Genomic DNA, 23,647 nt, shown 5'->3' with positions numbered 1-23,647 from the left:
GGCGCCTCGGGGTCAGCGTCCGCCCGCCTGCCGGGTGATGTAGTTGACCGCCACGAACGAGGTGAAGATCCCGAGCAGGTCCTCACCCTCGATCCGTACGGTCCGCTCGCCGGCCCGCACCGCCCCGCGGGCCCAGGTGGCCACCTCGGCCATGTCGGTGGTGGCCAGGTCCAGCTCCAGCGCGGCCGGCCGGGCGATGCCCGGCAGCGACACCCGCCCGGACGCCACGGCCGCCATCGCCGCCCGGGCGCCGGCGGCGATCCGCCGGCACGACTCGTCGGGGTGCAGGCTCAGCGCGCTTCCCCGGGTGATCGACTCCTTCGTGATCACCGGTACGGCGCCCGGCGCGAACGGCTCGGTCTCCTCCCAGGTCACCCGGTCGCCGGAGACCAGCGCGATCGGCACCCGGTAGTGCTCGGCCACCAGCGCGTTGATGCCGCTCTCCCCCACCTCCCGGCCGTTGACCCGGGCCGCGGTGAACACCTCCGGGTTGTACGTGTGGGACAGCGTCGACGGGCGGCCGGAGATCGAGCCGTGGTAACCAATGAAGAACGCGGCGTCGAACGTGTCGTCCAGCCCCTGCATCATGTAGAGCGGCTTGTGCCGGCCGGACAGGTACTGCGCGGCGCCGGCGATCCGCCGGGGGTCCAGGTTGGCCATCCGCCCGTGCGAGTCGTTGAGGACGATCTCCGTGGCCCCGCCGGCCATGGCGCCCTCGATCGCCGCGTTCACCTCCGCCTGGAGCAGCTCGCAGCCCAGCGCGTACGCCGGGTTGCCCGGCCGGCACTGGTCCCAGTCGACCACTCCGGCCACGCCCTCCATGTCCAGGGATAGCCACACCCTCATGCCGTACCCGCTCCTCCGTGCTCGGCCACCGGTCCCGGCCCGACGGTACGGCCCGCCCCGGCCGCGCGCACCGGCCGGTCGGCACCGGTGGGCGGCCGTCCGGCAGCGGCCGGCGGGTCGCGCACCGCCACAGGACCGCAACGAGCGGTAACATCGAGCACCGTGGTTAGACCCCGCCGCAGCACCCACGAGCAGCGCGTGCGCGTCGCCGAGGCGCTCGCCCGCTGGGAGGTGCCGCCCGTCCTGGTGCAGAAGTGGAACGATCCGCGGCGGCTGGTGCGGGACCCGTGCGACGACCAGACCTGCGGGCTGTGCTGGGGCACGGTGGAGCAGGCCGAGGAGATCCGCCGGACCGGCCTGCCGGCGGAGCGCCGCGAGCACTGAACCGGCCATTCCGGGACCGCGGACGCCGGTCCGGGCAGCTACCGGTATGGCTCGCGCCGCCACTCGGTCTCCCGGGCCTCGTGCGCGGACCGTTCCCGCCGGACGGCCGCGCGCAGCGCCCGCCGGGATTCCCGCAGCACCACCAGCTCGGTGACCACCAGCGCCAGGCAGATCGCCGTGAGGATGAGCAGCGCCACCAGCGCCGGCAGCCGCACGGCCAGCGGCGCCGCCGCGGCCAGCAGGGCGATGGTGGCAGCCCGGCTCCACAGCAGGGTGCCCAGCGCCCGGGCCTGAAATCCGACGAGTCCGGCCAGGTAGATGGCCACGCCGGCATACGCGAGCGGGACCCCCGGGCCGGGCAGCGGAACGGCGAGGGCCACCCGCACGGTGCCGAGGTGCCGGAGCAGGATCTCGCCGCTCAGGGCCACCGTGATCAGGCCGGCGATCATGGGCAGGTGCAGGTAGATGTACGCGTCCCGGGCCAGCGCCACCCGCGCCCTGCCGTGGGTGCCGTGCATCGTGTTCAGCGCGGCCGGTCCGATGAGGTCGAAGTATGCCCACCACAGGATGGCCACGATCGTGATGCCGAGGGTCGAGGTGAGCACCGTGACCCAGGTGATCGACCGGCCGGTCAGCTCGCTGCCCAGCCCGATGGCGATGATCGTCTCACCGAACGCGACGATCAGGATGAGCTCGAACCGCTCGACCCAGTGTCCGGCCGACTGGACCGCCCAGCCCCACAGCCCGACGGCCAGGCCGGCGCCGTACTCGACGAGCACGGCGAGGGTCCACAGGCCGAACCGGGCGGCCGTCCGGTACGGCCCGGCGCACCATTCGGGCAGGTATGCGGCGAGCACCAGCAGCGTGGTGGCCGCGCACGTCGACGCGGTCAGCCGGCGCAGCTGCCGGCGCAGCGGCGGATCGTCCCGGGCGGCGTACCGGTGCAGGGCCAGGTGCGTGCCCCGCACCACGAAATAGCCGCCGGCGAAGACGATCGGCTCGTGCAGCCCGCCGGGCCGGTTCTCGAAGGCCTGCGGGATGGCCAGGGCGATGACGAAGACAGCGGCCATCGCCGCGAACATCACCGGCGGGGTGATGCCCTCGCCGAGCCGGATCCGGTTGGCCACCATGGTGTGTGCGCACCAGGCCCACCACAGCAGCGCCAGGACCAGGACGCCCTGCGCGAGACCGGCGGCGGTGAGCCGGCTGGTCTCGACCCGGGTGATGGTGATGAAGGCGAAGACGAAGACCAGGTCGAAGAACAGCTCCAACCGGTCCGCCCGGGCGCCCGGGGCCACCTCGTGCACGAGGGGATCGCGGCGGGCCCGCGGGGATGCTCGACGCCACACCCAGCATGTGTAGCAGCGGGGGCCGTCCGCCCGCGCCGGATCGCTCGATTACCCGGTACGCCGCCGCGCCGCGGCACTGCACGCCGCCGCGCCGCGGCACTGCGCGCCGCCGCGCCGGGGTCGGCGCCGCGCGACAGCGGCGCCCGTCGGGCCGGCCGTCGGGGCCGGCCGCGCCTACGGGAAGTCCTCGGGGTCGGTGTCGGGCAGCGCGGCCAGCAGCTGGGCGGCCAACCGCCGGACCGGGCCGTCGTCCTCCTGCCGGACGAGCCGCCCCAGCAGGTCCCGCGTCTGGGCGTCGGAGCCGTAGTGCCGGGCCAGCGCGAGCAGCGCGGTGCGGCGGATCTCCCAGTCGTCGTCGCCGGCCAGCCTGGTCAGCAGCTCGATCCCCGCCCGGCCGGGCAGCGTGGCGGCCGCCCGCCGGCGTACCTCCAGGTCAGGGTCGTCCCGGACCAGGCCCACCAGCAGCACCCGTACCTCCGGGTCGGCGCCGAAGTGCTCGCCCAGCGCGGCCGCGATCCGGGCGCGGATCGCCGCGTCCCGGTCGGCCAGCCGCCGCATCAGCCGCAGGGTCACCGCCATGGATGCCGAGCCACGCTCGGTCAGGCAGTGCACCGCCGCGTCGAACACGCTCGGGTCGGTGTCCGACTCGACGCATTCCAGCAGCACGTCCGTGACGAACTCCGGATCGCCGTACGCGCACAGGGTCCGCACGGCGGACAGCCGGATGCCCGGGTAGGTGTCCCGGCGGGCCCGCCGGGCGAGGGTCTCCGCCAGGTCGGTGGCGCCGGTGTCGCCACCGCCCTCGTCGGCGGCCAGCGCCTCGGCTGCCGCGCGCAGCACGTTGGGATCGGGATCCCGGCTCACCTGCTCGGCCAGGCACTCCCGCACCCCATCGTCCAGCGGCACGCCGGTGCGGGTCAGGCTGCGGGTGATCCGGAGCCGGACGATCGGGTCCCGTTCCTGCTCGGCCCGGTCGATCAGCAGGTCCCGGACCGCCCGCCCGAACGGCGCCCGCGCGGTGAGCAGTTCCACCGCGGCGAGCCGGACGCCCGCCGTCGGGTCGTGGCGGGCCCGTTCCAGCAGCAGCTCCGCGCTGCGCTGGTCCGGGTACGCCTCGGCCAGCGCGCGCACCGCGGCGAGCCGCACGGTCGCGTCGTCGTCCGAGCGGGCGGCGCGGGCCGCCACGGCCCAGCTGGCGTCGTCGGACCGATAGCGGTCGACCAGCGCGGTCACCGCGGCGCCGCGCACGGCCGCATCCTCGTCCTGCTCGATCCGGTCCACCAGCCGGTCCCGGCAGCGCCCGTCCGCGTCGGGCGACATGGCCAGCCGTTGCACGACCACCGCGCGCACCCGGGCGGAGGAGTCCGAACCGGACAGCTTCAGCAGCACCTCGACGCCCTCCGGATCGGCCCGGCCGGACAGCAGGTCGGTCACCAGGCAGCGCCGCACCTCGTCCGGGGCGTCGTCGTCGACCAGCCGGGCCATCGCCCGGGACCGCGCCGCGTCCGCGTGGTCGGGCCGGGCCAGCAGGCCGTGCAGCGCGGCCCGGACCACCTGCGCATCGGTGTCGGCGGCCAGCAGCCGACCCAGCGCGGCGGCCACGTCGGGCAGCTCGGCGCAGTCGGCGAGCAGCTGCGCGGCGGAGCGCCGTACGCTGGTGTCGCGGTCCTCACCCGCGCGGGCCAGCAGCAGCGCGCGGACCTGGTCGGACGACGCGGCCCGGCCGCCCAGCGACCGCACGGCGAGGCCGCGGACGGCCGAATCGGCCGAGCCGGCCAGCTCCCGCATCAGCTCGACGAACTCCGGGTCGCCGGCGAAGTGCGCGGCCAGCGCCCGCACGGCGGCCTGGCGCACCAGCGTCGAACCCTCGGCCCGGGCCTGCTCGGCGAGCAGGTCACGGCAGTACCGCCGGCCGCGGCCGGTGACGTCCAGCCGGCCGGCCGTCTCGGCCAGCCCGGCCACCAGGGCGAGCCGGGCCTGCCGCTCGCGGACCTCCGCCAGCTCCCGCAGCAGCAGCTCCGGCAACCGCTCCTGGGCGGTGGACAGCGCCGCGGCCACCTGGGTGGCGAAGGTCGAGCCGGACCGCCAGCTGGTGTGCACGCCGCGGCGGCGGTACCAGTGCAGGAAGGTCGACCGGCCCGGCCACTGCGGGCCGAGCGCCCGGATCGAGGACAGCAGCTCCTGCTCGGTGAGTTCCACCAGGTTCGGATCGTCCGTCGAGATGCCGTGCTCGACCAGCAGCACGACCTGACGCAGCACCGCGTCGCCGGCGCCGTCCAGGTCGGCCGGTCGTGGCGCCTCGGCCACGCACTGCGCGGCCAGCACCAGGTTCCACGGCGGGCCGGCCAGGTTCAGCGGCGGCCAGGGCCGGTTGACCTCGGTGGCCAGCAGGGTGACCAGGTCGTCGGCCGCCCCCGCCGGGAGCGCGCCGGCCACCAGCCGGAGCACCTCCCGCCAGGACGGATCGGCCCAGTGCTCGCGGAACAGCGCGCGCAGCTGGTCCAGTCCCCAGGCGTCCCGGTCGTGCTTGAACCTGTCCACGATCTCCTCGGCGCAGAAGAACTCCAGGAACGTGCGGTGCACGAAGCCGAACAGGCGCCGGCCGTACCGCTCCAGGATGAAGCTGCGCTGGCGCAGCTTGTCCATCATCGAGTGGGCCATGGCGAGCGCCCGGTCGTTCTCGAAACCGTAGAGCCGCACCAGGTGATCCCGGAAGATGCGGGCCAGCTCCTCCGATTCGATGTAGTTGCCGGCCGGTCCGGACTCCCGGCACTGCATCCGGAATGCCAGGTGGCGCAGCAGCGCGCGCCGCTCCGGCGATTCCAGCGGCGGCGCGTCGGCGTGGTTCTCCCGCAGCTGCTTGGTCACGTCCCATTCGGAGATCAGCACCTCGGTGACGTGCGCATACAACCGGCGCCGGTTGCGCGGCAGCGGGTGGTCCCGGCCGACGATCGCCATCAGCATCAGCAACAGCGGGTTGCCGGCGATCTCGCGCATGGCCCGGGAACCGCGCACCACGTCCAGGATCTGTCGGCGCTGGCGGTCCGCCTCGGCGTCCGGGGTGGGCATCACGTGCCGGTACCAGTTGCCGAGGAACCGCTCGATCCGCTCGTCGTCGAGGTCCTCCAGTGTGAAATGGTCGAACCCGGCGTTCGCGAAGGTGTGCCGCAGGTAGCCGGCCGCCCGGGAGGTGACCACCGACCGCACCCCCGGGTACTCGTTGGCGAAGGTCGCGATCTGGGCCGTCACCTCCTCCCGCTGCACCGGGTCGAACACCTCGTCCAGGCCGTCGAACAGGAACAGCGCCTGCCCGCCCTCCCGCAGGTACGCCTCGAGCACGTCCCGGTCGATGCCCGCGAGCCCCTGCTGGCGACGGTGGCCGAGGTAGTCGAGCAGGCCGTCGCACCGGCCGTCGCCGCAGTGCGCGGCGTACGAGCGCAGCTCGATGAGGACCGGCAGGTATCCCTCCAGGGCCGCCAGCCGCGGCTCGGTCAGCACCCCGGCGAGCGCCAGGGCGAGGTACCGAGCGGCCGCCGACTTGCCGGAGCCGGGGTCGCCGAGCAGCACGATCGCCCGCCGGCCGGGATCGCAGACCACGTCGAACAGCGGCGCCGTGGTCTTGGCCGCGTACTCCTCGCGGAGCCGCTCGAGGTCCTCGGCGTCCACCACGCCCGGCAGGCCGCCGCCGTCGCCCTCCGGCGCCTTGCCGGCCTCCGGCGTCGAACCGCCCTCCGGCGCCGAGCCGGCCCAGCGCCACCAGGCCAGCGGCATCTCCGGCCGGGCGTCCTCGTGCACCCGCGGCTCGACGAACACGGTGGACAGGCCGACCGTGAGGAACCCGATGGTGGGTCGCGGCGCCACCGCGTCCAGCGGCACGGACTGATAGCGCAGGCGCAGCTGCCGATAGTACTGGCCGCGGACGGCCTCCGGAAGGTGGGTGTCCGGGTCGCCGAGCACCCGGCCCGGCGAGCGCCCGCTGCGGACGTCGGCCAGCGCCACCGTCACCTTGGCGGCCAGGTCGTCCACGCTGGTGAAGAAGGCGCACAGGTGGCGCTCCTTCAGCTCGTTGCGCAGCTCGACCATCCGCTGCCAGTCCCGGTCGCGGTCGATCATGTCCACCGGCCACGGCACGTCCTCGGCCAGCAGGAAGATCAGGCAGGGCTTCCCGTTCGCGAGCGCCTCGCGGTATTCCAGCTCGGTGATCGAGGACTCCTGATCGGCCGGGCGGTACCCGTACCGCCAGGCGAACAGCCCGACGTACAGATCGCACCGGCGCACGTCGGCCAGGCACCGCTCCAGGGGCGGCCGCGCGTCGGCGCCGTACGCCTCCATGGCCACGTCTTCGATCTCCAGGCGGCGCGCCGCCGCGTGCACGGCCGCCCGGTATTCCAGCAGGTCCTTCTGGGTGGCCGAAATGTAGACCTTCATCGTCGGCAAGCTCCAGGGGTCGCTGGCAACCGCAACCCTCAAGTTAGCAGCCGCCCGCACCCCCACCCCGTCCCACGAACGTCCCGGCACGGCCGGCGCATCTCCGGTTCGCCATCACCGGTTGGCCTATGATGACCGCGGGACGGACGCGGGTCCGCCGGTGACCGGCCGACGTGCGGAGGAAGCCATGCTCACGGTGGGTGAGGTGCACACCAGCCTGCTGCAGCACAGCACCGCCCTGGCGCAGTCCCAGAGCACCGAGGTGCTCGGTCTGGTGGCGGGCGAGGCCGTGCTCACCTCCCGCCGCCCGTCGCTGTACGCCGTGTCCCCCGACATCCGCACCGGCGTGGACTGCTGGCTGCCCAGCGGGCGCAACCGCCAGCTCCGCGGGGTCGGCGCGGTGGTCACCCGGGCGCTCATCACCGGCGGCCGGATCGTGCAGACCTCGTCGGTCGTCCAGGTGGTCGCCGGCGACCGGCGCCGGCCCTGGTCGCACTACCTGGCCAGTCCGGGCGTGTTGGAGACGGTGGGCAAGCTGGACGCCGCGGACCTGGCCGCGGGCTTCCTGCGCGGCAACGCGGCCGACGTGCTCAACCTGGGGGCGATCACCGGTCGGGTGCTGGATGGTGTGCAGATGTCCGACCTGCTGGACCGGCGCCCGCCGCTGCGCGCGGCCCGGACCCGGCTGCGCTGGACCGCCCGGGTCGACGACCGGCCGGAGCCGGCGGGCTCCGCCGTCGTCACCGTCGAGTCGCCCACCCTGCGTACGGTCGAACTCGTGGTCGGCCCGCAGGACGTGCCGGCCCTGGTGGCGGGGCTCTGTGAGGATCTCGCCCTGCACGACTGGCTGCTGACGACGCTGTCCGCGCTGATGGAGCTGGCGGTGGCCCGCGGGGCGCCCGCGTACGAGCGTGTCGAGCGGCTGCGGCCGGTGCTGGAGCACCTGTTGCACCTGTGGCTGCCGGGCGCCCGGGTGGATCCGCGGCTGCGGCCGGTCTGGGACCGGTTGGAGCAGGTCCCCGGGTTCAGCCGGCAGTGGAACTCGGCGGTCAGCTGGATCCGGGATCAGACCGCGGCCGCCAACCTGGCGCTGCTGCGCGACGTGGCCGACCGCGTGCCGCTCGGCGAGCCCTGCCAGCGCTGAGGGTCGTCACCCGCCGATGAACACGTAGCTCAGGCGGTCGACCAGCTCGGCCGGCAGCTCCACGCCCTCGCCCCGGGCCCGCTCGGCCACCTGGCGCGCCACCGCGGGTGGGACGGCCACCTGACCGAGGATGGTCCGTACCGCCTGCTCCACGGGCAGGTAGTGGGTGTCCATCAGGGTGGCCGTGCGGTACGCGCAGAACGGCGCGGCGGCCGGGTTCAGCTGGACGATGGCCGGCAACTCGTCCCAGCCGGCCGGCAGCGGCTCCGCCGGGGACAGCCGGTAGGGCTGGGCGATGGTTTCCCCCCGGTGCCGCAGGACGCCCAGCCGCGCCATCTGCCACACCGCGGCGAGCAGCGCGCAGGACCACGTCCGGCCGTTCGGCGCGTCGGACCACAGTTCCAGATCCACGAAGATGGAGTGCCGCAGGTCGCCGGACTGCAGGGGCGGGGACCAGGGCGCCGGCAGGGTCATGGCCGGCGCGTCGACGTGTCCCGGCGAGCGCTGGCCGTTGGAGAGCCAGCCCGACTCGCCCAATGGTGGCCGGCTGCCGGTGGTGTGCCGCGGCGGCTCGACGACCAGCGTGTCGACCACCAGCTGGGCCAGCTCGACGTCCTCGTGGCGGGCGAAGCTCGACTCGCGCGCCACGTAGTCGAGCACCAGCCCGTACTCCGCCGCGGCCTCCTGGACCCGCGGGATCGTCTCGGCCGGGGTGCCGAAGCGGTGGAAGTAGTCGTCCACCAGGAAGCAGGTGCTGATCCGGGGCCGCCGCCCCGCCGGCAGCCCGCGACGGGCCAGCGCCGGCATCACCGACGCCAATTCGGCGATCCGTTCGAACTTCTGGCGCAGCTCCCGGCAGCCGTCGCCGAAATCCTCCGCGTAGATGTGGCCGAGTTCCACGGACAGGTGCGCGAAGGCGACGCCCTCGGTGCGCGGCACCGCCGCCGCCTCGCGGAAGCTGACATCCACGATCATCACACGGCCTCCCATGCGGTCGGGTCGAAGAGCTTCTCGGTCAGCTCGACGAACGCGTCGACGGTCCGGCCATTCGCAATCTTGATCTGAACGTCGTTGTCCGAGATGAGCTGCTCCCGCCACTGCAACAGCGGGTCCAGCGGCACCGCTCCGAGCAGCGTGGTCCGGCCGGTACCGCGCCGGCGGGCCATCTCCGCCAGCTCCGTGTCGCACTTGCGCAGGAACGCCTGCTGAGCGAGGTCGAGATGACCGACCTCGGCGCCGCGGGGATTGATCACCGCCGTACGCACGAAGCGCAGCGACTCGCGCAGCTGTTCCGGCTCGTGGCCGTACTCCTTGGCCATCGCCAGGATCCCGCCGGCCTCGAAAGCGAGGTCGGCCGCCGCCATCACGTGCTGCGGCGTCCACCGGTGGAAGACCAGCCACCGGGCGGTCACCTTGCGCAGGCTCGGATGCGCGGTGGCCGCCAGCGCGATCTGGCTGGCGTACGACCGGCCGGCGCTCAGGTCCACCAGGGTCAGGTCGAACTCCTCCTCCAGCCGGAGGAACAGCTCGGCGGAGCGACTGCCGATCTCGTTCGTGAACCTGAACTCGCTGCCGCTGCGCTGGCCCGGGAGCAGCAGCAGCGGACCGGAGCCGGTGGGTCGCTGCCGCAGGCTGGCCCGCTCGGATTCGGCCCACACGTCCAACCGCTCCGGCGACGGGATCTCGCCGCGGAGATAGCGGTGCAGGCCGCCGCCGCTGGGGCCGGCGCCCTCCACCCCGTTGGTCGCCTGCGGGATCTGGAAGACCGTGCCGGCCGTGGGCGAGCCGAAGTCGTAGTCCAGATAGCAGGTGGCCCGGCCGGCCAGGGCGCTGCGGTAGGCGAGGTTGGCCGCGGTGACCGATCGCCCGGTGCCACCCTTGTGGGACGTGACGAAGACCAGCATTCAGATCCCCTCGGTGGCCTTCTGCTGCCCGGTCGTGATGTCGTTGAGCAACAGCAGCATGGTGTTCGCCAGCGCTGCCGCGGTGCCTGGGCGTTCGTCCACCAGCGACTGGGCGCGGCGCAGGCTCGCCCGGATGCTGCGCATGCTGCGTCGCATGGCGTCGCCGGCGAACGTGCCCCGCATCAGCTCCCGATCGAAAACATACTCGGCCTCATCGATGAGGTCCTGCGCGTGGGCGGCGAGCCGAGCGGCTCGCGGATAGGGCCGCTCCCAGAGTAACTGACCGCCGGTGACCAGCGCCTGCACCACGCGCGCGGTCAGATACCACGAGGGTTCCTCGGGCTTCGGCGCCAACCCCGGGAAGGCGCCGCCGACGTGGTCCCACAGCCCCCGGTGGCGACCGTCCGGCAACCGGCGGAGCAGAAGGTGGTCCCACACCTCGTCGGCCAGGTCGAGCAGTTGGCTGCGCTGCCGGGCGTCGGTGAGCAGACCGGCCACCGTGATGGCCCGCTGGAGCAGCACCGCCGAGAACTCGTTCACGTTCCACGTCATCAGCGCCGTGCGCTTTTCGTCGTTGAGGGTGACCCGCTTGCCGGGCGAGTGGACGACCAGGGCCGGCTCGCCCGGCGAGGCGCGCCGGGTGATCCGCGCCCGCTGCGCCAGCTCCACCAGGACGTTGGCGATCCGGCCCAGCTCCGCCTGGCCGCCGCGCCCGCCGGCGATGAGGCCCTTCACCGCCAGCGAGGTGGCCTGCAGGGTGTAGTAGTCGGTCCGGTCGCCGTCGGTGGTCCGCCACGGCACGTCCTCGATGGGCCACCGCCGCCGGTTGTCGAAGGTCGCCACCGTGGCCCAGTAGGTGCGGGTCAGCTCCCAGCGCAGTTGCAGCGCCCGGGCCAGCCGTTGCTGTTCCTCGTTGAGCAGGCCGAGCAGCCGGGTCCGTTCGGAGTTCAGGTCCTCGATCGCGTCCATCGCGATCACCGTGAAGTAGAGGTAGGGCGCGTTCTCGGCCAGGCCCGCGGGCTGCCGGCCGATGGGCTCCGAGGTCGGCACCTCGTCGGCCCCCGCGATGACCCCCCAGGACCAGCCGCACTCGAACAGCATGTCGCTGTTGTCCAGGTCCTCGGTCATCCGACCGGAACCGATCACCACGCTGCGCAGGCTGGCGATGGTGTCCCGCAACTGATCGCGCAACGCGGCCACCAGTTCCCGGCGCGGCAACCCGTCCTGGTTCACCATGTCGCACAGCCGGACGCCGTAATCCTCGGCGGAGGTGAAGATGTTCGTGCTGAAGCTGCGCAGCAGGCCGACCATGGCCGCGCTGAGCCGGACGCTCGCCATCTCCTCGATGGCGTCCAACCGGGCCAGCAGGTCGCGCCGCTGGGTCGAGGCGCGGTAGACCTTCACGAAGCCGATCGTCGCCAGGGTCAGCGTGGTCGAGACGGCGAACGAGTCGACGATGTGCTGCGCGCGCTGCTCGTCGGTGAGATCCGGACCGCCGTCCACCGGGCTGAGATAACCGGCGCCGCCGAAGATGGGCGTGCCGGACTCGTCGGTGTACCGGCTGTAGTAGTCGAACATCACCTCGACCAGCCGGCGGGGAATCTCGATCGCCCCGCCGATGGGGTTCAGCGCGTCGATCACCTCGTCGTCGGTCCGGTCCGGGTCGTCCAGCGACATCACCGGGAGCTTGGCGGCCGGGAGCAGCAGGGTGAGCAGTTGTTCCGCGTCGCTGACGGAGTTGCTGCCGCGGCGGCCGCCCCACCGCCATTCGCCGTCCTGCCAGCAACTGCGCACGGTGGCCCGCCAGATCTCGAGGATCTCCTGGCGTGGTTGAATCCGCATTGTCCACCGCCGTCTGTGTAGTCGTCGACACCCGAACCGAGGCCGCTGCACGCCGGAAAGCCCGCGATGGGGCTGGGCCACGATGGTATCCATCGCCTTCAAGCGAGGGCACGGCTCCGTGGCCCAGTGTCGGTGCCGAAACGGTCACCCGTCCAGATCCGGCGCGCACACCCGACCCGTTCGACACCCGCGCCGGGCCGACGGTGCGGGATCGGCGGCCCCTGGCGAGCCATTGCCCGTGCCGCACCTGCCGGCTAGCCGCGGCTGCGCCCGGTGACCAGCAGCATGGTCAGGTGCTCGTCCCGCAGCGGCGGAACCGGGCGCAGTTCCCGGAACGCCAACTCGTACCCGCCGGCCGCGATGCTCGCCGCCACATCGGCCCGTTCCAGCCGGCCGGCCGGAAACCAGCGCTGGCCGACGCGGTAGCCGCCGGAGCCGAGCATGAACGCCGCCCCGAACGGGGAGCCGGGGCGCAGCGCGCCGAGGAACCGGGAGGTGGCCCGCTCGGCCTCCACCGGATCGTCCGAGATCGAGCAGGCCACGAAGAACATGGTGCCCGCGTCCCACATCCGCCGGGGCAGGTCGAAGACGCTGATCTCCAGCGCCCGACCCGCCTGCGCGAGCCGGGCCCGCGGGTCGGTCACCGCCGCGTAGGCCGGAAGCTCCGCGCAGACCCGCCAATACGGATCCCAGATCGGGTCGTAGCCGGTGATCTGGCGTCGCAGCCAGGCGAGGTTGGAGCGCGAGAGGTCGCACAGGTCGATGCTGCGCGCGAACGGCAGGAGCGAGAGCACCGGATACAGGTTCGCTCCCGAGCCGACATCGACGCACCGCGCCTCGTCGAGGCCCGCGGCGGCGAAGAAGTCTCGGATCCCACAAAGGAGTTGCCGGTCGTCCGGGCGCAACGCCGCGTAATTCTTACGCACGTACGACTGCGGATCGAATCCGTCCCATTCGACTTCGGAATTCGCCCGACCGGCCGCGCCGAATGGCACGGGAGTGGATGGCGGATCGCAACCCGTTCCGGTTACCGGCATCGGTGCCACAGGTGCGCCTCCGTCGAGGGAATTGGATGACGTTGCCCGCTGGTGCGGCGCGCTCGACCCGCTGACCACTTTGTATCGGAACCGGCTGCGCCCCGCAAGCGTCCGGACGCCCCGCCTTCGCCGCGGCAGATCAACTCACCCGTACCTCGTCGGCGGTTTTCCCGGTGGCCGCCACGGCCGACCGGTCGGCGACCGGAGCGACCCGGCGGAAGATCCGGATCAGGTCCGGGAAGTGGTGCGGCTGCTCGTTGACGACCCGCTGGAACAGCGGCTGCGCCGCCATGTCCTCGGCCACCTCCGTCCAGCCCGACTGCGCGTCCTCTGGGAAACGGGCGCCGACCCGGACGGCGTAGTCGACCGCGCCCGCCATCAGATCGGCGATGACCAGCGCCCGGGCCAGATCCTCCTCGCCCAGATCCAGCGGCCGCCGGCCGAATATGTACGGCCGGAGTTGGGGCCGCTGAAAGACCAGGGCAAGGGCCGCGTCGTAACGCTCGCTCGAGTGATTCAGGACCTCGTACCTGCTGAACAGGTTGGTGAGGTCGAGTTGCTGCTGCAACTTCCGGGTCTGCACCCCGGCGAAGTACAGGGTGACGACGACCGCGAGCAGACCGAAGATCTGAATGGCATTGGCTAACACTGGCGCTCCCCGGTCGAGCGGACTCCCAACTAAGACCATCTTCGATGGGCGCGATCCGGTCAACTCCCGTCCCACCGGCTCGGGCCGTACGGACGCCGCGTCGGCGGCCCACCGCCCCCGCCATTGATTGACATAAGTCGTTGTGAACGCTAACTTTTTTGAGCGCGAGAGGTTCCGCCGCCTCGGCCAGACCTCGCCGCCCGCCGGTCCGGGCCCGAGCGGCGACGAGCGACGACCGGGGGCCGCACCCGGCCCCCGTCATGTCCCGCACCACCCCCACAGACCGGAGACCCTTCGTGCGATATTCCACCCTGTCCCGGCGGCGGTGGGCGCTGATCGCCGGCGCCGGCGCGCTGACCCTGCTCGGCGCCGGCCTCACCGCGCCACAGTTCGCCTCGGCCGCCGCGGCCGGCTGCTCGGTCAGCTACACCGTCTCGTCCTCCTGGCCCGGCGGCTTCAACGCCAACGTCAGCGTCACCAACCTCGGCGACCCCGTCGGCAGCTGGCGGCTGACCTGGAACTTCACCGCCGGTCAGACCGTCACCCAGGCCTGGAACGCCACCGTCACCCAGTCCGGCAGCGCGGTCACCGCCGCCAACGTCTCGTACAACGGCAGCATCGGCACCGGCGGCAGCCAGCAGTTCGGCTTCAACGGCTCGCAGACCGGCGCCAACCCCGTACCCACCAGCTTCGCCCTCAACGGCGTCACCTGCACCGGCGGCGTGAGCACCCCACCGAGCACCCCGCCGCCGAGCACGACCCCACCGACGACCACGCCGCCCACCACCACCCCGCCGACGACTCCCCCGCCGAGCACCCCGCCGCCGAGCGGCAACCAACCGTGTGACATCTACGCGGCCGGCGGCACCCCGTGCGTCGCGGCGCACAGCACCACCCGAGCGCTCTACGCCGGCTACAACGGCCGGCTCTACCAGGTACGCCGTTCCTCGGACAACACCACCCGGGACATCAACACGCTGAGCGCCGGCGGGCCGGCGAACGCCGCAACCCAGGATTCGTTCTGCGCGGGCGCCAGCTGCGTGATCACCTGGATCTACGACCAGTCCGGGCACGGCAACAACCTCGGCTACCAGGGATCCGGCGGGATCGGCGGTGCGGTCCAACCCGCCTCCGCCACCCGGGAGTCGGTCACGGTCGGCGGCGCCAAGGCGTACTCGCTGTTCATTCCGGGCAACAGCAGCTATTGGCGCGACGGGCACACGACCGGCATCCCCACCGGCAGCGCGCCCGAGGGCATGTACATGGTGACCAGCGGTACGCACGTCAACAGCGGCTGCTGCTTCGACTACGGCAACAGCGAGACCACCCGTCGGGCCGACGGCGCGGGCGCGATGGACGCCATCAACTTCAGCACCAGCTGCTGGTTCGGCGGCTGCTCGGGCAGCGGGCCGTGGGTGCAGGCCGACCTCGAGTACGGCCTCTACCCCGGCGGCAGCAGCTCGTGGAACCCGAACCAGCGGGCGTTCACCAGCAAGTTCGTCACGGCCACCCTGAAGAACAACGGCACGTCGCGGTTCGCCATCAAGGGCAGCAACGCGCAGTCCGGCAGCCTCTACACGCTGTACGACGGTTCGCTGCCGCCGGGCTACAGCCCGATGAAGAAGCAGGGCGCCATCATCCTGGGCAGCGGCGGCGACTGCTGCATCAGCAACTCGAACCAGAGCGTCGGCACCTTCTACGAGGGCGCCATGGTGGCCGGCTACCCGTCCGACGCCACCGAGAACGCGGTGCAGGCCAACGTCACGGCCGCCGGCTACCGCTGACACCGGACGAAGGAACCCGGATCTCCGCGGCGCCGGCCGGCCGCCTGGGCCGGCCGGCGCTGGTCGGGAGGCCCTGCCGGTGGCGCAGTCAGGCGCGGCCACCGGCCGCGAGCAGCCGGGCGATCGGCAGGGTGGCCGCGCCGAGCGCCACCGCGTCGACGCCGAGCCGGCCCAGCTCGATGGACGCCCGTTCGTACGGCTGGCGCAGTGCCTGCCGCCCGGCCGCGGCCCGGATCGCGGGCAACAGGTCGGCCAGCGCCACCGCGGCCCAGCCACCCAGCACGACCCGCTCCGGGTTGAACACGTTGATCAGGTTGGCCACCCCGGCGCCCAGCTGGTCGGCGGTCTCCGTCAGGATCCGGCGGGCCACCGGGGACCGGGCGGCGTCCTCGACCAGCGCGCCCAGTTGGGACTCCTCGTCGGGGCCGGGCACCGGACGGCCGCGCCGGGCCGTCCGGTAGCGGTCGATGATCGCGGCGGCCCCCACGTACGCCTCGAGGCAGCCGCGGGCGCCGCACCGGCAGGACCGGCCGCCGTACACCAGGGTGGTGTGGCCCCACTCGCCGGCGCTGCTCGACGCGCCGCGGTAGGTGACCCCGTCGGTGACCACGGCCGCGCCCACGCCGGTGCCGAGCAGCGCGAACACGGCATCGCGGGCGCCCCGGCCGGCGCCGAACCACATCTCCGCCTGGCCGAGCGTCCGGGCCCCGTTGTCGAGGTGCACCGGCAGGTCCGTTCCCTCGGCGATGAGCCGCTGCAGCGGAATCCGGTCCCAGCCGAGCGCCTGGGCGTGCACCACCGCCTCGGCGCCCTGCTCCACCACGCCGGACACCCCGACCCCGACCCCGAGCACGCGATCCGGCGGCACGCCCGCCCGGGTGGTGACCGCGGCGATGCCGGCCAGCACGGACGCGACCACCGGCGCGGGCTCCGTGCGCGCCGGATCGAGCGGGTACGCGACGGCGGCGAGCTGGGCCATGGCGAAGTCGAACAGCTCGACCCGGACCCGGGTCTCGCCGACGTCCACGCCGATCACCGCCGCGAAGTCCGGCGCCACCCGCAGCCGCATGCTCGGCCGCCCGCCGTCCGGCGCGGCCGCGCCGGCCTCGACCACCAGCCCCTCGTCGATCAGGTCGGCCACCACGTTGCTGACCGCCGGCTGGCTGAGCCCGGTGCTGCGGGCCAGGTCGGGCCGGGTCAGCGGACCGTCCAGGTAGAGCCGGGACAGCAGCAACGACCGGTTCCGCAGCCGCACCCCCCGGTTGGTCGCCCGGACCAGCTCCATCCGTCACCCCGCTCCCCCGGCTCCGACTGTACGGCTCCGGTCTTGACGGCCTCATCGGAAACAAACTTTAATAAATACATTGATTAAGGCGTAATGGAAGTGCCGTCACCGTCATGCTCCACCCACCCCAGGAGAACCCCATGACACCGATCCCCCGCACCCCCACCCCGGGCCGCCGGCCCCGGCGGGCGCTCGTGCTGGTCGCCGCGGCCCTGCTCGGCGCGACCCCACTGGCCGCCGCCCCGGTCGGCCCGGCCGAGCCGGCCGCCGCCGCGACCGGTTGCGACACCGGCGCCAACGTGGCGCTGAACCGGCCGGTGACCGTCTCCTCGACCGAGAACGGCGGGTTGACCGGGGCGAACGCGGTCGACGGCAACACCGGCACCCGCTGGTCCAGCGCGTTCAGCGACCCCCAGTGGATCACCATCGACCTCGGCAGCTCGATGCCCATCTGCCAGGTGACGCTGAACTGGGAGGCGGCGTACGCCCGGGCGTACCAGATCCAGACCTCGACCGACGGGAGCGGCTGGACCACCGTCTGGTCGACCACCGCGGGCGGCGGCGGCACCCAGACCATCGACCTCGCCGGCACCGGCCGGTACGTGCGGATGTACGGCACCCAGCGGGCCACCCCGTACGGCTACTCGCTCTGGGAGTTCGCGGTGCGGACGACCGGCGGCGCCATCCCGGGCGGCGGATCGCTGGGGCCGAACGTCATCACCTTCGACCCGTCGATGTCCAGCGCGGCGATCCAGGGCCAGCTCGACACCGTGTTCCGGTCGCAGGAGGCCAACCAGTTCGGCAGCCAGCGGTACGCGCTGCTGTTCAAGCCCGGCGACTACTCCGGGATCAACGCGCAGATCGGCTTCTACACCTCCATCATGGGCCTCGGCCGGAACCCCGACGACGTCCGGATCCACGGCGACATCACCGTCGACGCCGGCTGGTTCAACGGCAACGCCACCCAGAACTTCTGGCGCTCGGCGTCCAACATGGAGGTCTTCCCGTCCGCCGGGTTCACCCGCTGGGCGGTGGCGCAGGCCGCGCCGTTCCGGCGGATGGACATCCAGGGCAACCTCAACCTCGCCCCGGCCTCGTACGGCTGGGCCAGCGGCGGGTACATCGCCGACAGTCGGGTCACCGGCACCGTCCAGCCCTACTCCCAGCAGCAGTGGTACACCCGGGACAGCACCGTGGGCGGCTACTCCAACGCCGTGTGGAACGTCGTGAACTCCGGGGTGCCCGGCGCCCCGGCCACCAGCTTCCCGAACCCGCCGTACACCACCCTGGCGCAGACCCCGGTGAGCCGGGACGTGCCGTACCTCTACCTGGACTCCGCCGGCGCGTACCAGGTGTTCGTGCCGGCGCTGCGGACGAACGCGGCCGGGCCGTCCTGGCAGAACGGCCCCACCCCCGGCACGTCGATCCCGCTCAGCCGGTTCTACGTGGCGCACCCCGGCGACTCCGCGGCCACCATCAACGCGGCCCTGGCGCAGGGGCTCAACCTGCTGTTCACCCCCGGGGTCTACCCGGTCGAGGGCACCATCACGGTGAACCGGGCCGACACCGTGGTGCTCGGCATCGGCTACCCGACGCTGATCCCGCAGAACGGCGTCGTACCGATGTCCGTGGCCGACGTCGACGGCGTACGGCTGGCCGGGCTGCTCTTCGACGCCGGCCCGGTGAACTCTCCGGTGCTGCTGCAGGTCGGCCCGGCCGGCGCCGCCGCCGGGCACGCGGCCGACCCGACCAGCGTGCAGGACGTGTTCTTCCGGATCGGCGGCGCCGGCGTCGGCAAGGCCACCACGAGCCTGGTGGTCAACCAGCGCGACGCGCTGATCGACCACATCTGGGCCTGGCGGGCCGACCACGGCAGCGGCGTCGGCTGGACGAGCAACACGGCCGACACCGGCCTGATCGTCAACGGCGACAACGTCACCGCCGAGGGGCTGTTCGTCGAGCACTACCAGAAGGCCGAGGTGATCTGGAACGGCAACAACGGCCGGGAGATCTTCTTCCAGAACGAGTTGCCGTACGACCCGCCCAGCGCCGCGGCCTGGAGCAGCGGCGGCCACACCGGCTACCCGGCGTTCTCCGTGGCGGGCTCGGTGACCTCGTTCGAGGGCTGGGGCATGGGCAGCTACTGCAACTTCACCGCCGACCCGTCCATCGCCGCCTACCACGCGTTCGAGGCGCCGGCCCGATCCGGCGTGCGCTTCCACGACCTGCTCACCGTGTCGCTGGGCGGCGTCGGCTCGATCGTGCACGTCATCAACGACACCGGAGCGACCGCGCAGGGCACCGCGACCGTCCCGGTCTACCTGGTCAGCTATCCGTGACCGGTCCGGCGGCCGGCGGCAGCGCGCCGCCGGCCGGCCCGGACGCGTCCGAGCGGGCCCTGGTCCTGGCGGCGCGCAACGGTGACCGGGCGGCGCTCGACACCCTCGGGGCCCGGTCCCTGCCGCTGGTCTACGCCATCGTCGGGCCTGCGCTGCACCGGCACGCCGACGTGGACGACGTGGCGCAGGAGGCGCTGCTGCGGGTCATCGGGCAGCTCGGCGAGTTGCCCGCGCCCGACGGCTTCCGGACCTGGCTGGCGGCCATCACCCTGCGCCAGATCCGGGAGCACGAGAGCCGGCGCCGGCTCGCGGCGGCCCGGACCACCGAGCTGGACCGCGCGCGGGAGGTGGCCGATCCGGGCGCGGACTTCGTGGCCGCGGTCATCCTCCGGCTCGGGCTGACCGATCAGCGCCGCGAGCTGGCGGCGGCCACCCGGTGGCTCGATCCGGACGACCGTACGGTGCTGGCGCTGTGGTGGCTGGCCGAGACCGGGGCGCTGACCCGGTCCGAGCTGGCCGCGGCGCTGGAGATCTCGCCCGCCACCGCCGCCGTGCGGGTGCGCCGGATGAAGGACCAGCTGCGGATCGGCCGGGGCGTGGCCCGGGCGCTGGGCAGCCGGCCCGGCTGCCCGCGGCTGACCGGGGTCGGCCTGCGGTGGGACGGCCGCCCGAGCCCGCTGTGGCGCAAGCGGTTCGGCCGGCACGTACGGGACTGCGCCGGCTGCGCCGGCGCGGGCGCCGACCTGCTCCCGGTCGACCGCCTGGTCGCGGTGCGGCTCACCGGGGCCGGCCCGGGGGGCGGGCCCGGCGCACGGCCCGGTTAGGGTTCGCAGCGAGCGGACACCCGGACGTCGCCCCCGGCGCGGGTGTCGTCCGAAGGGAGCACCACATGCCAGATCGGTTGTCCCGGTCGCGGGCCGAGGAGCTGGACGCGGCCGACCCGCTGGCGGGGCTGCGGGAGCGGTTCGTGATCGCCGACGAGAAGGTCGTCTACCTGGACGGCAACTCGCTGGGCCGGCTGCCGGCGGCCACCCCGCGGTTCCTGTCCCGGCTGATCGAGGACGGTTGGGGCGGTGACCTGGTCAGCTCCTGGCCGGTGTGGATCGACTGGGGGCGGCGGCTGGGCGACCGGCTGGCCGCCTCGGCCCTCGGCGCCCGGCCGGGCGAGGTGGTGGTGTCCGACTCGACGTCGGTCAACCTCTACAAGCTGGCATCCGCGGCTCTGGACGCCACCCCCGGCCGGCACACCGTGTTGATGGACGCCGAGGACTTCCCGACGGACCGCTACGTCCTGCAGGGCCTGGCCCGGCAGCGCGGCCTCACCCTGCGGGCGCTCCCCTCCGACCTGGACCAGGGCCTGGCGCTCGACACCCTGACGGCCGCGCTGGACGAGGACGTCGCGCTGGTCGTGCTGTCGGCCGTGTCGTACCGCTGCGGCGCCCTGCTGGACCTGGCCGCGGTCACCGCGGCGGCCCGCCGGGTGGGCGCGCTGGTGCTGTGGGACCTGTCGCACGCGGCCGGCGCCGTGCCGGTGCGGCTGACCGACTCCGGCGCCGACCTGGCGGTCGGCTGCACCTACAAGTACCTCAACGGCGGCCCGGGCGCCCCGGCCTATCTGTACGTGCGCCGGGAGCTGCAGCAGTCGCTACGGCAGCCGATCTGGGGCTGGTTCGGCCAACGGGACCAGTTCCGGATGCCGGCCGACTACGAGCCCGCGCCCGACCTCGACCGGTTCCTGGTCGGCACCCCGCCGATCCTGTCGCTGGCCGCGCTGGAGCCGGCCGTCGACGTGCTGGCCGAGGCGGGCATCGAGCGGGTCCGGGAGAAGGGGCTGCGGCTGGGCGAGCTGCTGGTGGATCTGGCCGACGCCTGGCTCGCGCCGTACGGCTTCGACCTGGCCTCACCGCGCGAGCCGGAGCGGCGCGGCGGGCACGTGTCGCTGCGGCACCCGGAGGCGCTGCGGATCTGCCGGGCGCTGGCCGAGGCCGGCGTGATCGCCGACTACCGGGTGCCGGACCGGCTCCGGCTCGGCCCGGCGCCGTTGTACACCCGGTTCGTCGACGTGTGGGACGCGATGGACCGGCTGCGGGACATCGTGGACCGTCGGGTCCACGAGCAGATGCCGGCCGAGCCGTCCCGGGTCACCTGACCGGCGCGTCCCGCGGGCGACCGGCCAGGACGGGTGGCGACCCGCCGCGACGCGCCGGTGGCGCCGGGCGACCGGATGCGGCCCGCCGCGGGCCGGGCGTACCCTCGCGGAGTTCGCGGAGGTGACGGATTGGCTCTGATGGCGGCGGCGCGCGGAGTGGCGCTCGGGCTGGCGGTGCTGCTCGGCTGCACCTCGTGGGGGCCGGACGTGCTGCCGGCGCACGGGCGCCCGGCCGCCGTGCCCGGCCGGCCGGCCGGGCCGGTGGTGGTCGCCCTCGGCGACTCGGTGCCGGCCGGAACCGCCTGCGGCTGCCTCCCCTTCCCGGACCTGTACGCCCGGCGGATCTCCGCCGAGGCGCGGTCGGTCAACCTCGCGCATCCCGGCTACACCTCGGCGGACGTCCGCGACCAGGTGCGGGCGCCCGCGGTCGAGGACAGCGTCCGCTCGGCCACAGTGATCATGGTGATGGTCGGCGCGAACGACCTGGCCGGCGTCTTCGACCGGGGCGGCGACCCGGACTACCGGGCGGCCGCGGACGGGGTCGAGGTCAACGTGGCGGCCGCGCTGGACCGGCTGCGGTTCCTGGCCGGCCCGTCGGTGCCCATCCTGGTGCTGGGCTACTGGAACGTGGTCGAGGACGGCGCCGTGGCCCGCGCCGACTACGGCGACCGGACCGCCGAGGCGGATCTGATCACCGGGTACGCCAACGACGCGCTGCGGGTCGCCGCCGACGCCCACGCGGCGCGGTACGTACCCACCCGCTCGGCGTTCCGGGGCCACGACGGCAACGCCGACCCGACCGAGTTGCTCGCCGACGACGGCGACCACCCGAACGCCCGCGGTCATCGGGCGATCGCCGAGGCCGTGTACTCGGCCGAGCCCGGTCCGCGGTGAGCCGCCGCCGGCCGGCCCCGATCGGTTGACCCGTCGGCTCGACCGGGAGGGAGCTCCAGGTATCAGGCCGGGGTCCCGGTCCCGCTGACGGGGAGAATCCATCCGGTACCGCGGTCCTCGAAAGTGTCCGCAACGTTTCCGAAAGTCGTTGACAGTCGCGCTCCGTCGGACCAATACTGGCGCCATCGACATCAACTAGCGTCGATTCCGGGTCCCTGCCGCGACCCGGTGCCCGGCCGCCGAGCAGACGACGACCGGCCGGCCCCGCCGGGCAACGGGGCATGCCGGAGCGGGCGGACCGTGGCGGGCCGGCGCGTCCTGCACGGCGCGACGGCCGACACCCGGGCATCCACACCGGCCGGGTCGAGCCACGCCGCGCGGCGGGCCGGCCCGCCTCACGAGGAAGAAGCACGCGGATGAACGACGCCCCCGCTCAGCCGGTACGCCGCGGACGCGGCCGGATCCGGCTGCTGCTCGGCGGTGCCTGTGCCGTGGCACTGGCCGCGGCCACCATGGCGCTGCCCGGCACCGCCAGCGCCGACACGACCGTCACGACAAACCAGACCGGCACCAACAACGGCTACTTCTTCTCCTTCTGGAAGGACAGCGGCAACGTCACCATGACGATGGGCGCCGGGGGGCAATACAGCACCTCCTGGAACAGCGTCAACAACTTCGTCGCCGGCAAGGGCTGGAAGCCCGGCGCGCGCCGGAACGTCACCTACTCGGGCAGCTTCAACACCTCCGGCAACAGCTACCTGTCGCTGTACGGCTGGACCACCAACCCGCTGGTCGAGTACTACATCGTCGACAACTGGGGCACCTACCGGCCCACCGGCACCTACAAGGGCACGGTGACCAGCGACGGCGGCACGTACGACATCTACGAGACCACCCGGTACAACGCGCCCTCGATCATCGGCACCGCGACCTTCAACCAGTACTGGAGCGTCCGGCAGTCGAAGCGGACCGGCGGCACCATCAGCACCGGAAACCACTTCGACGCCTGGTCCCGGTACGGCATGAACCTCGGCAGCTTCGACTACCAGATCCTGGCCACCGAGGGCTACCAGAGCAGCGGCAGCTCCAACATCACGGTGGACAGCGGCACCCCGCCGCCCACCTCGGCGCCGCCCACGAACCCGCCGCCCACCAGCGCGCCGCCCACCAACCCGCCGCCGAGCAGCCCGCCGCCGAGCAGCCCGCCGCCGGGCGGGGGCGGCTGCCGGGCCACGTACTCGCTGACCAACAGCTGGCAGGGCGGCTTCCAGGCCACGGTGACGGTTACCAACGCCGGCTCGTCCACGCTCAACGGCTGGACCGTCCGGATGACCCTGCCGGGCGGGCAGAACATCAGCAGCCTGTGGAACGGCGTCAACAGCGGCACCAGCGGGGCGGTCACGGTGAAGAACGCCGCCTACAACGGCACGATCGCGCCGGGCGCCTCGACGACGTTCGGGTACACCGGCACCGGGGACGGTTCCCAGCAGCCGAGCAACGTCGGCTGCACCAGTCCCTGATCCTCCCGGGGAAGGTGGCCGGCGGGTCGGTTCGGGTTGTCCCGGACCGGCCCGCCGGTCGTTGGCGGGGCATCGAAAGCTATCGTTGACATC

At 73.3% G+C, this 23,647-nt stretch carries 17 protein-coding genes; 8 read left to right on the top strand and 9 right to left on the bottom strand.

Going from position 1 to position 23,647, the window contains the following annotated elements:
* Positions 1-12: 12 nt before the first annotated feature.
* Entirely contained in the window at positions 13-846 is an 834-nt protein-coding gene (locus ACFFHU_RS28065; protein WP_377343381.1) for a M55 family metallopeptidase, read from the bottom strand.
* 162 nt (positions 847-1,008) lie between these two features.
* On the opposite strand from ACFFHU_RS28065, the gene ACFFHU_RS28060 reads away from it, so the two are divergent.
* The gene (locus tag ACFFHU_RS28060; protein WP_377343380.1) at positions 1,009-1,230 is read left to right on the top strand and encodes a hypothetical protein; all 222 of its coding nucleotides are present in this window, start codon (positions 1,009-1,011) and stop codon (positions 1,228-1,230) included.
* A 38-nt stretch (positions 1,231-1,268) separates the two neighbouring features.
* Here ACFFHU_RS28060 and ACFFHU_RS28055 read toward each other — a convergent pair whose 3' ends face one another.
* Together ACFFHU_RS28055 and ACFFHU_RS28050 are read right to left on the bottom strand one after the other, a co-directional pair.
* A complete protein-coding gene (locus tag ACFFHU_RS28055; protein WP_377343379.1) occupies positions 1,269-2,579 on the bottom strand; it encodes a low temperature requirement protein A in 1,311 nt (436 codons plus the stop codon).
* 174 nt (positions 2,580-2,753) lie between these two features.
* Positions 2,754-7,007 carry a HEAT repeat domain-containing protein gene (locus tag ACFFHU_RS28050; protein ID WP_377343378.1) on the bottom strand — a complete coding sequence of 1,418 codons (4,254 nt, stop codon included), beginning with the start codon at positions 7,005-7,007 and terminating at the stop codon, positions 2,754-2,756.
* A 187-nt stretch (positions 7,008-7,194) separates the two neighbouring features.
* Here ACFFHU_RS28050 and ACFFHU_RS28045 point away from each other — a divergent pair, with 187 nt between their 5' ends.
* A complete protein-coding gene (locus tag ACFFHU_RS28045; RefSeq protein ID WP_377343377.1) occupies positions 7,195-8,151 on the top strand; it encodes an SCO2521 family protein in 957 nt (318 codons plus the stop codon).
* Positions 8,152-8,157: 6 nt separating this feature from the next.
* Here ACFFHU_RS28045 and ACFFHU_RS28040 read toward each other — a convergent pair whose 3' ends face one another.
* The 5 genes from ACFFHU_RS28040 to ACFFHU_RS28020 all read right to left on the bottom strand — a co-directional run bounded on the left by ACFFHU_RS28040 (position 8,158) and on the right by ACFFHU_RS28020 (position 13,583).
* A complete protein-coding gene (locus tag ACFFHU_RS28040) occupies positions 8,158-9,126 on the bottom strand; it encodes an SCO2522 family protein (RefSeq protein WP_377343376.1) in 969 nt (322 codons plus the stop codon).
* The gene (locus tag ACFFHU_RS28035; protein ID WP_377343375.1) at positions 9,126-10,055 is read right to left on the bottom strand and encodes an SCO2523 family variant P-loop protein; all 930 of its coding nucleotides are present in this window, start codon (positions 10,053-10,055) and stop codon (positions 9,126-9,128) included. Before ACFFHU_RS28035 ends, ACFFHU_RS28040 begins: the two co-directional genes overlap by 1 nt.
* Positions 10,056-11,897 (bottom strand): SCO2524 family protein, encoded by a 1,842-nt coding sequence (locus tag ACFFHU_RS28030; RefSeq protein ID WP_377343374.1) that lies wholly within the window; start codon positions 11,895-11,897, stop codon positions 10,056-10,058. It lies immediately after the preceding gene.
* 254 nt (positions 11,898-12,151) lie between these two features.
* Positions 12,152-12,934: an SCO2525 family SAM-dependent methyltransferase gene (locus tag ACFFHU_RS28025; RefSeq protein ID WP_377343507.1), complete on the bottom strand. Its 783-nt coding sequence runs from the start codon at positions 12,932-12,934 to the stop codon at positions 12,152-12,154.
* A gap of 139 nt (positions 12,935-13,073) precedes the next feature.
* A complete protein-coding gene (locus tag ACFFHU_RS28020; RefSeq protein ID WP_377343373.1) occupies positions 13,074-13,583 on the bottom strand; it encodes a hypothetical protein in 510 nt (169 codons plus the stop codon).
* A 260-nt stretch (positions 13,584-13,843) separates the two neighbouring features.
* Here ACFFHU_RS28020 and ACFFHU_RS28015 point away from each other — a divergent pair, with 260 nt between their 5' ends.
* Positions 13,844-15,367 carry an arabinofuranosidase catalytic domain-containing protein gene (locus tag ACFFHU_RS28015; RefSeq protein ID WP_377343370.1) on the top strand — a complete coding sequence of 508 codons (1,524 nt, stop codon included), beginning with the start codon at positions 13,844-13,846 and terminating at the stop codon, positions 15,365-15,367.
* 88 nt (positions 15,368-15,455) lie between these two features.
* Here ACFFHU_RS28015 and ACFFHU_RS28010 read toward each other — a convergent pair whose 3' ends face one another.
* Positions 15,456-16,652, bottom strand: a complete 1,197-nt coding sequence (locus ACFFHU_RS28010) for an ROK family transcriptional regulator (RefSeq protein WP_377343368.1) — start codon at positions 16,650-16,652, stop codon at positions 15,456-15,458.
* A 140-nt stretch (positions 16,653-16,792) separates the two neighbouring features.
* Here ACFFHU_RS28010 and ACFFHU_RS28005 point away from each other — a divergent pair, with 140 nt between their 5' ends.
* The 5 genes from ACFFHU_RS28005 to ACFFHU_RS27985 all read left to right on the top strand — a co-directional run bounded on the left by ACFFHU_RS28005 (position 16,793) and on the right by ACFFHU_RS27985 (position 23,554).
* On the top strand, positions 16,793-18,991 hold the full coding sequence (locus ACFFHU_RS28005) for a pectate lyase-like domain-containing protein (RefSeq protein WP_377343366.1): 2,199 nt from the start codon (positions 16,793-16,795) through the stop codon (positions 18,989-18,991).
* On the top strand, positions 18,988-19,815 hold the full coding sequence (locus ACFFHU_RS28000) for an RNA polymerase sigma factor (protein ID WP_377343365.1): 828 nt from the start codon (positions 18,988-18,990) through the stop codon (positions 19,813-19,815). The genes ACFFHU_RS28005 and ACFFHU_RS28000 overlap by 4 nt, the downstream gene beginning before the upstream one ends.
* A gap of 65 nt (positions 19,816-19,880) precedes the next feature.
* Entirely contained in the window at positions 19,881-21,140 is a 1,260-nt protein-coding gene (gene kynU, locus ACFFHU_RS27995; protein ID WP_377343363.1) for a kynureninase, read from the top strand.
* A 138-nt stretch (positions 21,141-21,278) separates the two neighbouring features.
* Complete coding sequence (locus ACFFHU_RS27990) at positions 21,279-22,034, top strand: SGNH/GDSL hydrolase family protein (RefSeq protein WP_377343362.1); 756 nt, start codon at positions 21,279-21,281, stop codon at positions 22,032-22,034.
* 416 nt (positions 22,035-22,450) lie between these two features.
* On the top strand, positions 22,451-23,554 hold the full coding sequence (locus ACFFHU_RS27985; RefSeq protein WP_377343359.1) for a glycoside hydrolase family 11 protein: 1,104 nt from the start codon (positions 22,451-22,453) through the stop codon (positions 23,552-23,554).
* The last annotated feature ends 93 nt before the right edge of the window (positions 23,555-23,647 follow it).

Source organism: Plantactinospora siamensis (assembly GCF_042434095.1).
Classification (GTDB): domain Bacteria; phylum Actinomycetota; class Actinomycetes; order Mycobacteriales; family Micromonosporaceae; genus KBS50.
The sequence above is the reverse complement of the archived record's forward strand: the minus strand, read 5'-3'. Positions and strand labels throughout refer to the sequence as shown.

Bases quoted from the DNA above. Each gene is read 5' to 3' on its own strand.
- ACFFHU_RS28065 (WP_377343381.1), bottom strand. From the start codon at position 846: ATGAGGGTGTGGCTATCCCTGGACATGGAGGGCGTGGCCGGAGTGGTC.
- ACFFHU_RS28050 (WP_377343378.1), bottom strand. From the start codon at position 7,007: ATGAAGGTCTACATTTCGGCCACCCAGAAGGACCTGCTGGAATACCGG.
- ACFFHU_RS28045 (WP_377343377.1), top strand. From the start codon at position 7,195: ATGCTCACGGTGGGTGAGGTGCACACCAGCCTGCTGCAGCACAGCACC.
- ACFFHU_RS28040 (WP_377343376.1), bottom strand. From the start codon at position 9,126: ATGATCGTGGATGTCAGCTTCCGCGAGGCGGCGGCGGTGCCGCGCACC.
- ACFFHU_RS28035 (WP_377343375.1), bottom strand. From the start codon at position 10,055: ATGCTGGTCTTCGTCACGTCCCACAAGGGTGGCACCGGGCGATCGGTC.
- ACFFHU_RS28030 (WP_377343374.1), bottom strand. From the start codon at position 11,897: ATGCGGATTCAACCACGCCAGGAGATCCTCGAGATCTGGCGGGCCACC.
- ACFFHU_RS28025 (WP_377343507.1), bottom strand. From the start codon at position 12,934: ATGCCGGTAACCGGAACGGGTTGCGATCCGCCATCCACTCCCGTGCCA.
- ACFFHU_RS28015 (WP_377343370.1), top strand. From the start codon at position 13,844: ATGTCCCGCACCACCCCCACAGACCGGAGACCCTTCGTGCGATATTCC.
- ACFFHU_RS28010 (WP_377343368.1), bottom strand. From the start codon at position 16,652: ATGGAGCTGGTCCGGGCGACCAACCGGGGGGTGCGGCTGCGGAACCGG.
- ACFFHU_RS28005 (WP_377343366.1), top strand. From the start codon at position 16,793: ATGACACCGATCCCCCGCACCCCCACCCCGGGCCGCCGGCCCCGGCGG.
- kynU (WP_377343363.1), top strand. From the start codon at position 19,881: ATGCCAGATCGGTTGTCCCGGTCGCGGGCCGAGGAGCTGGACGCGGCC.
- ACFFHU_RS27990 (WP_377343362.1), top strand. From the start codon at position 21,279: ATGGCGGCGGCGCGCGGAGTGGCGCTCGGGCTGGCGGTGCTGCTCGGC.
- ACFFHU_RS27985 (WP_377343359.1), top strand. From the start codon at position 22,451: ATGAACGACGCCCCCGCTCAGCCGGTACGCCGCGGACGCGGCCGGATC.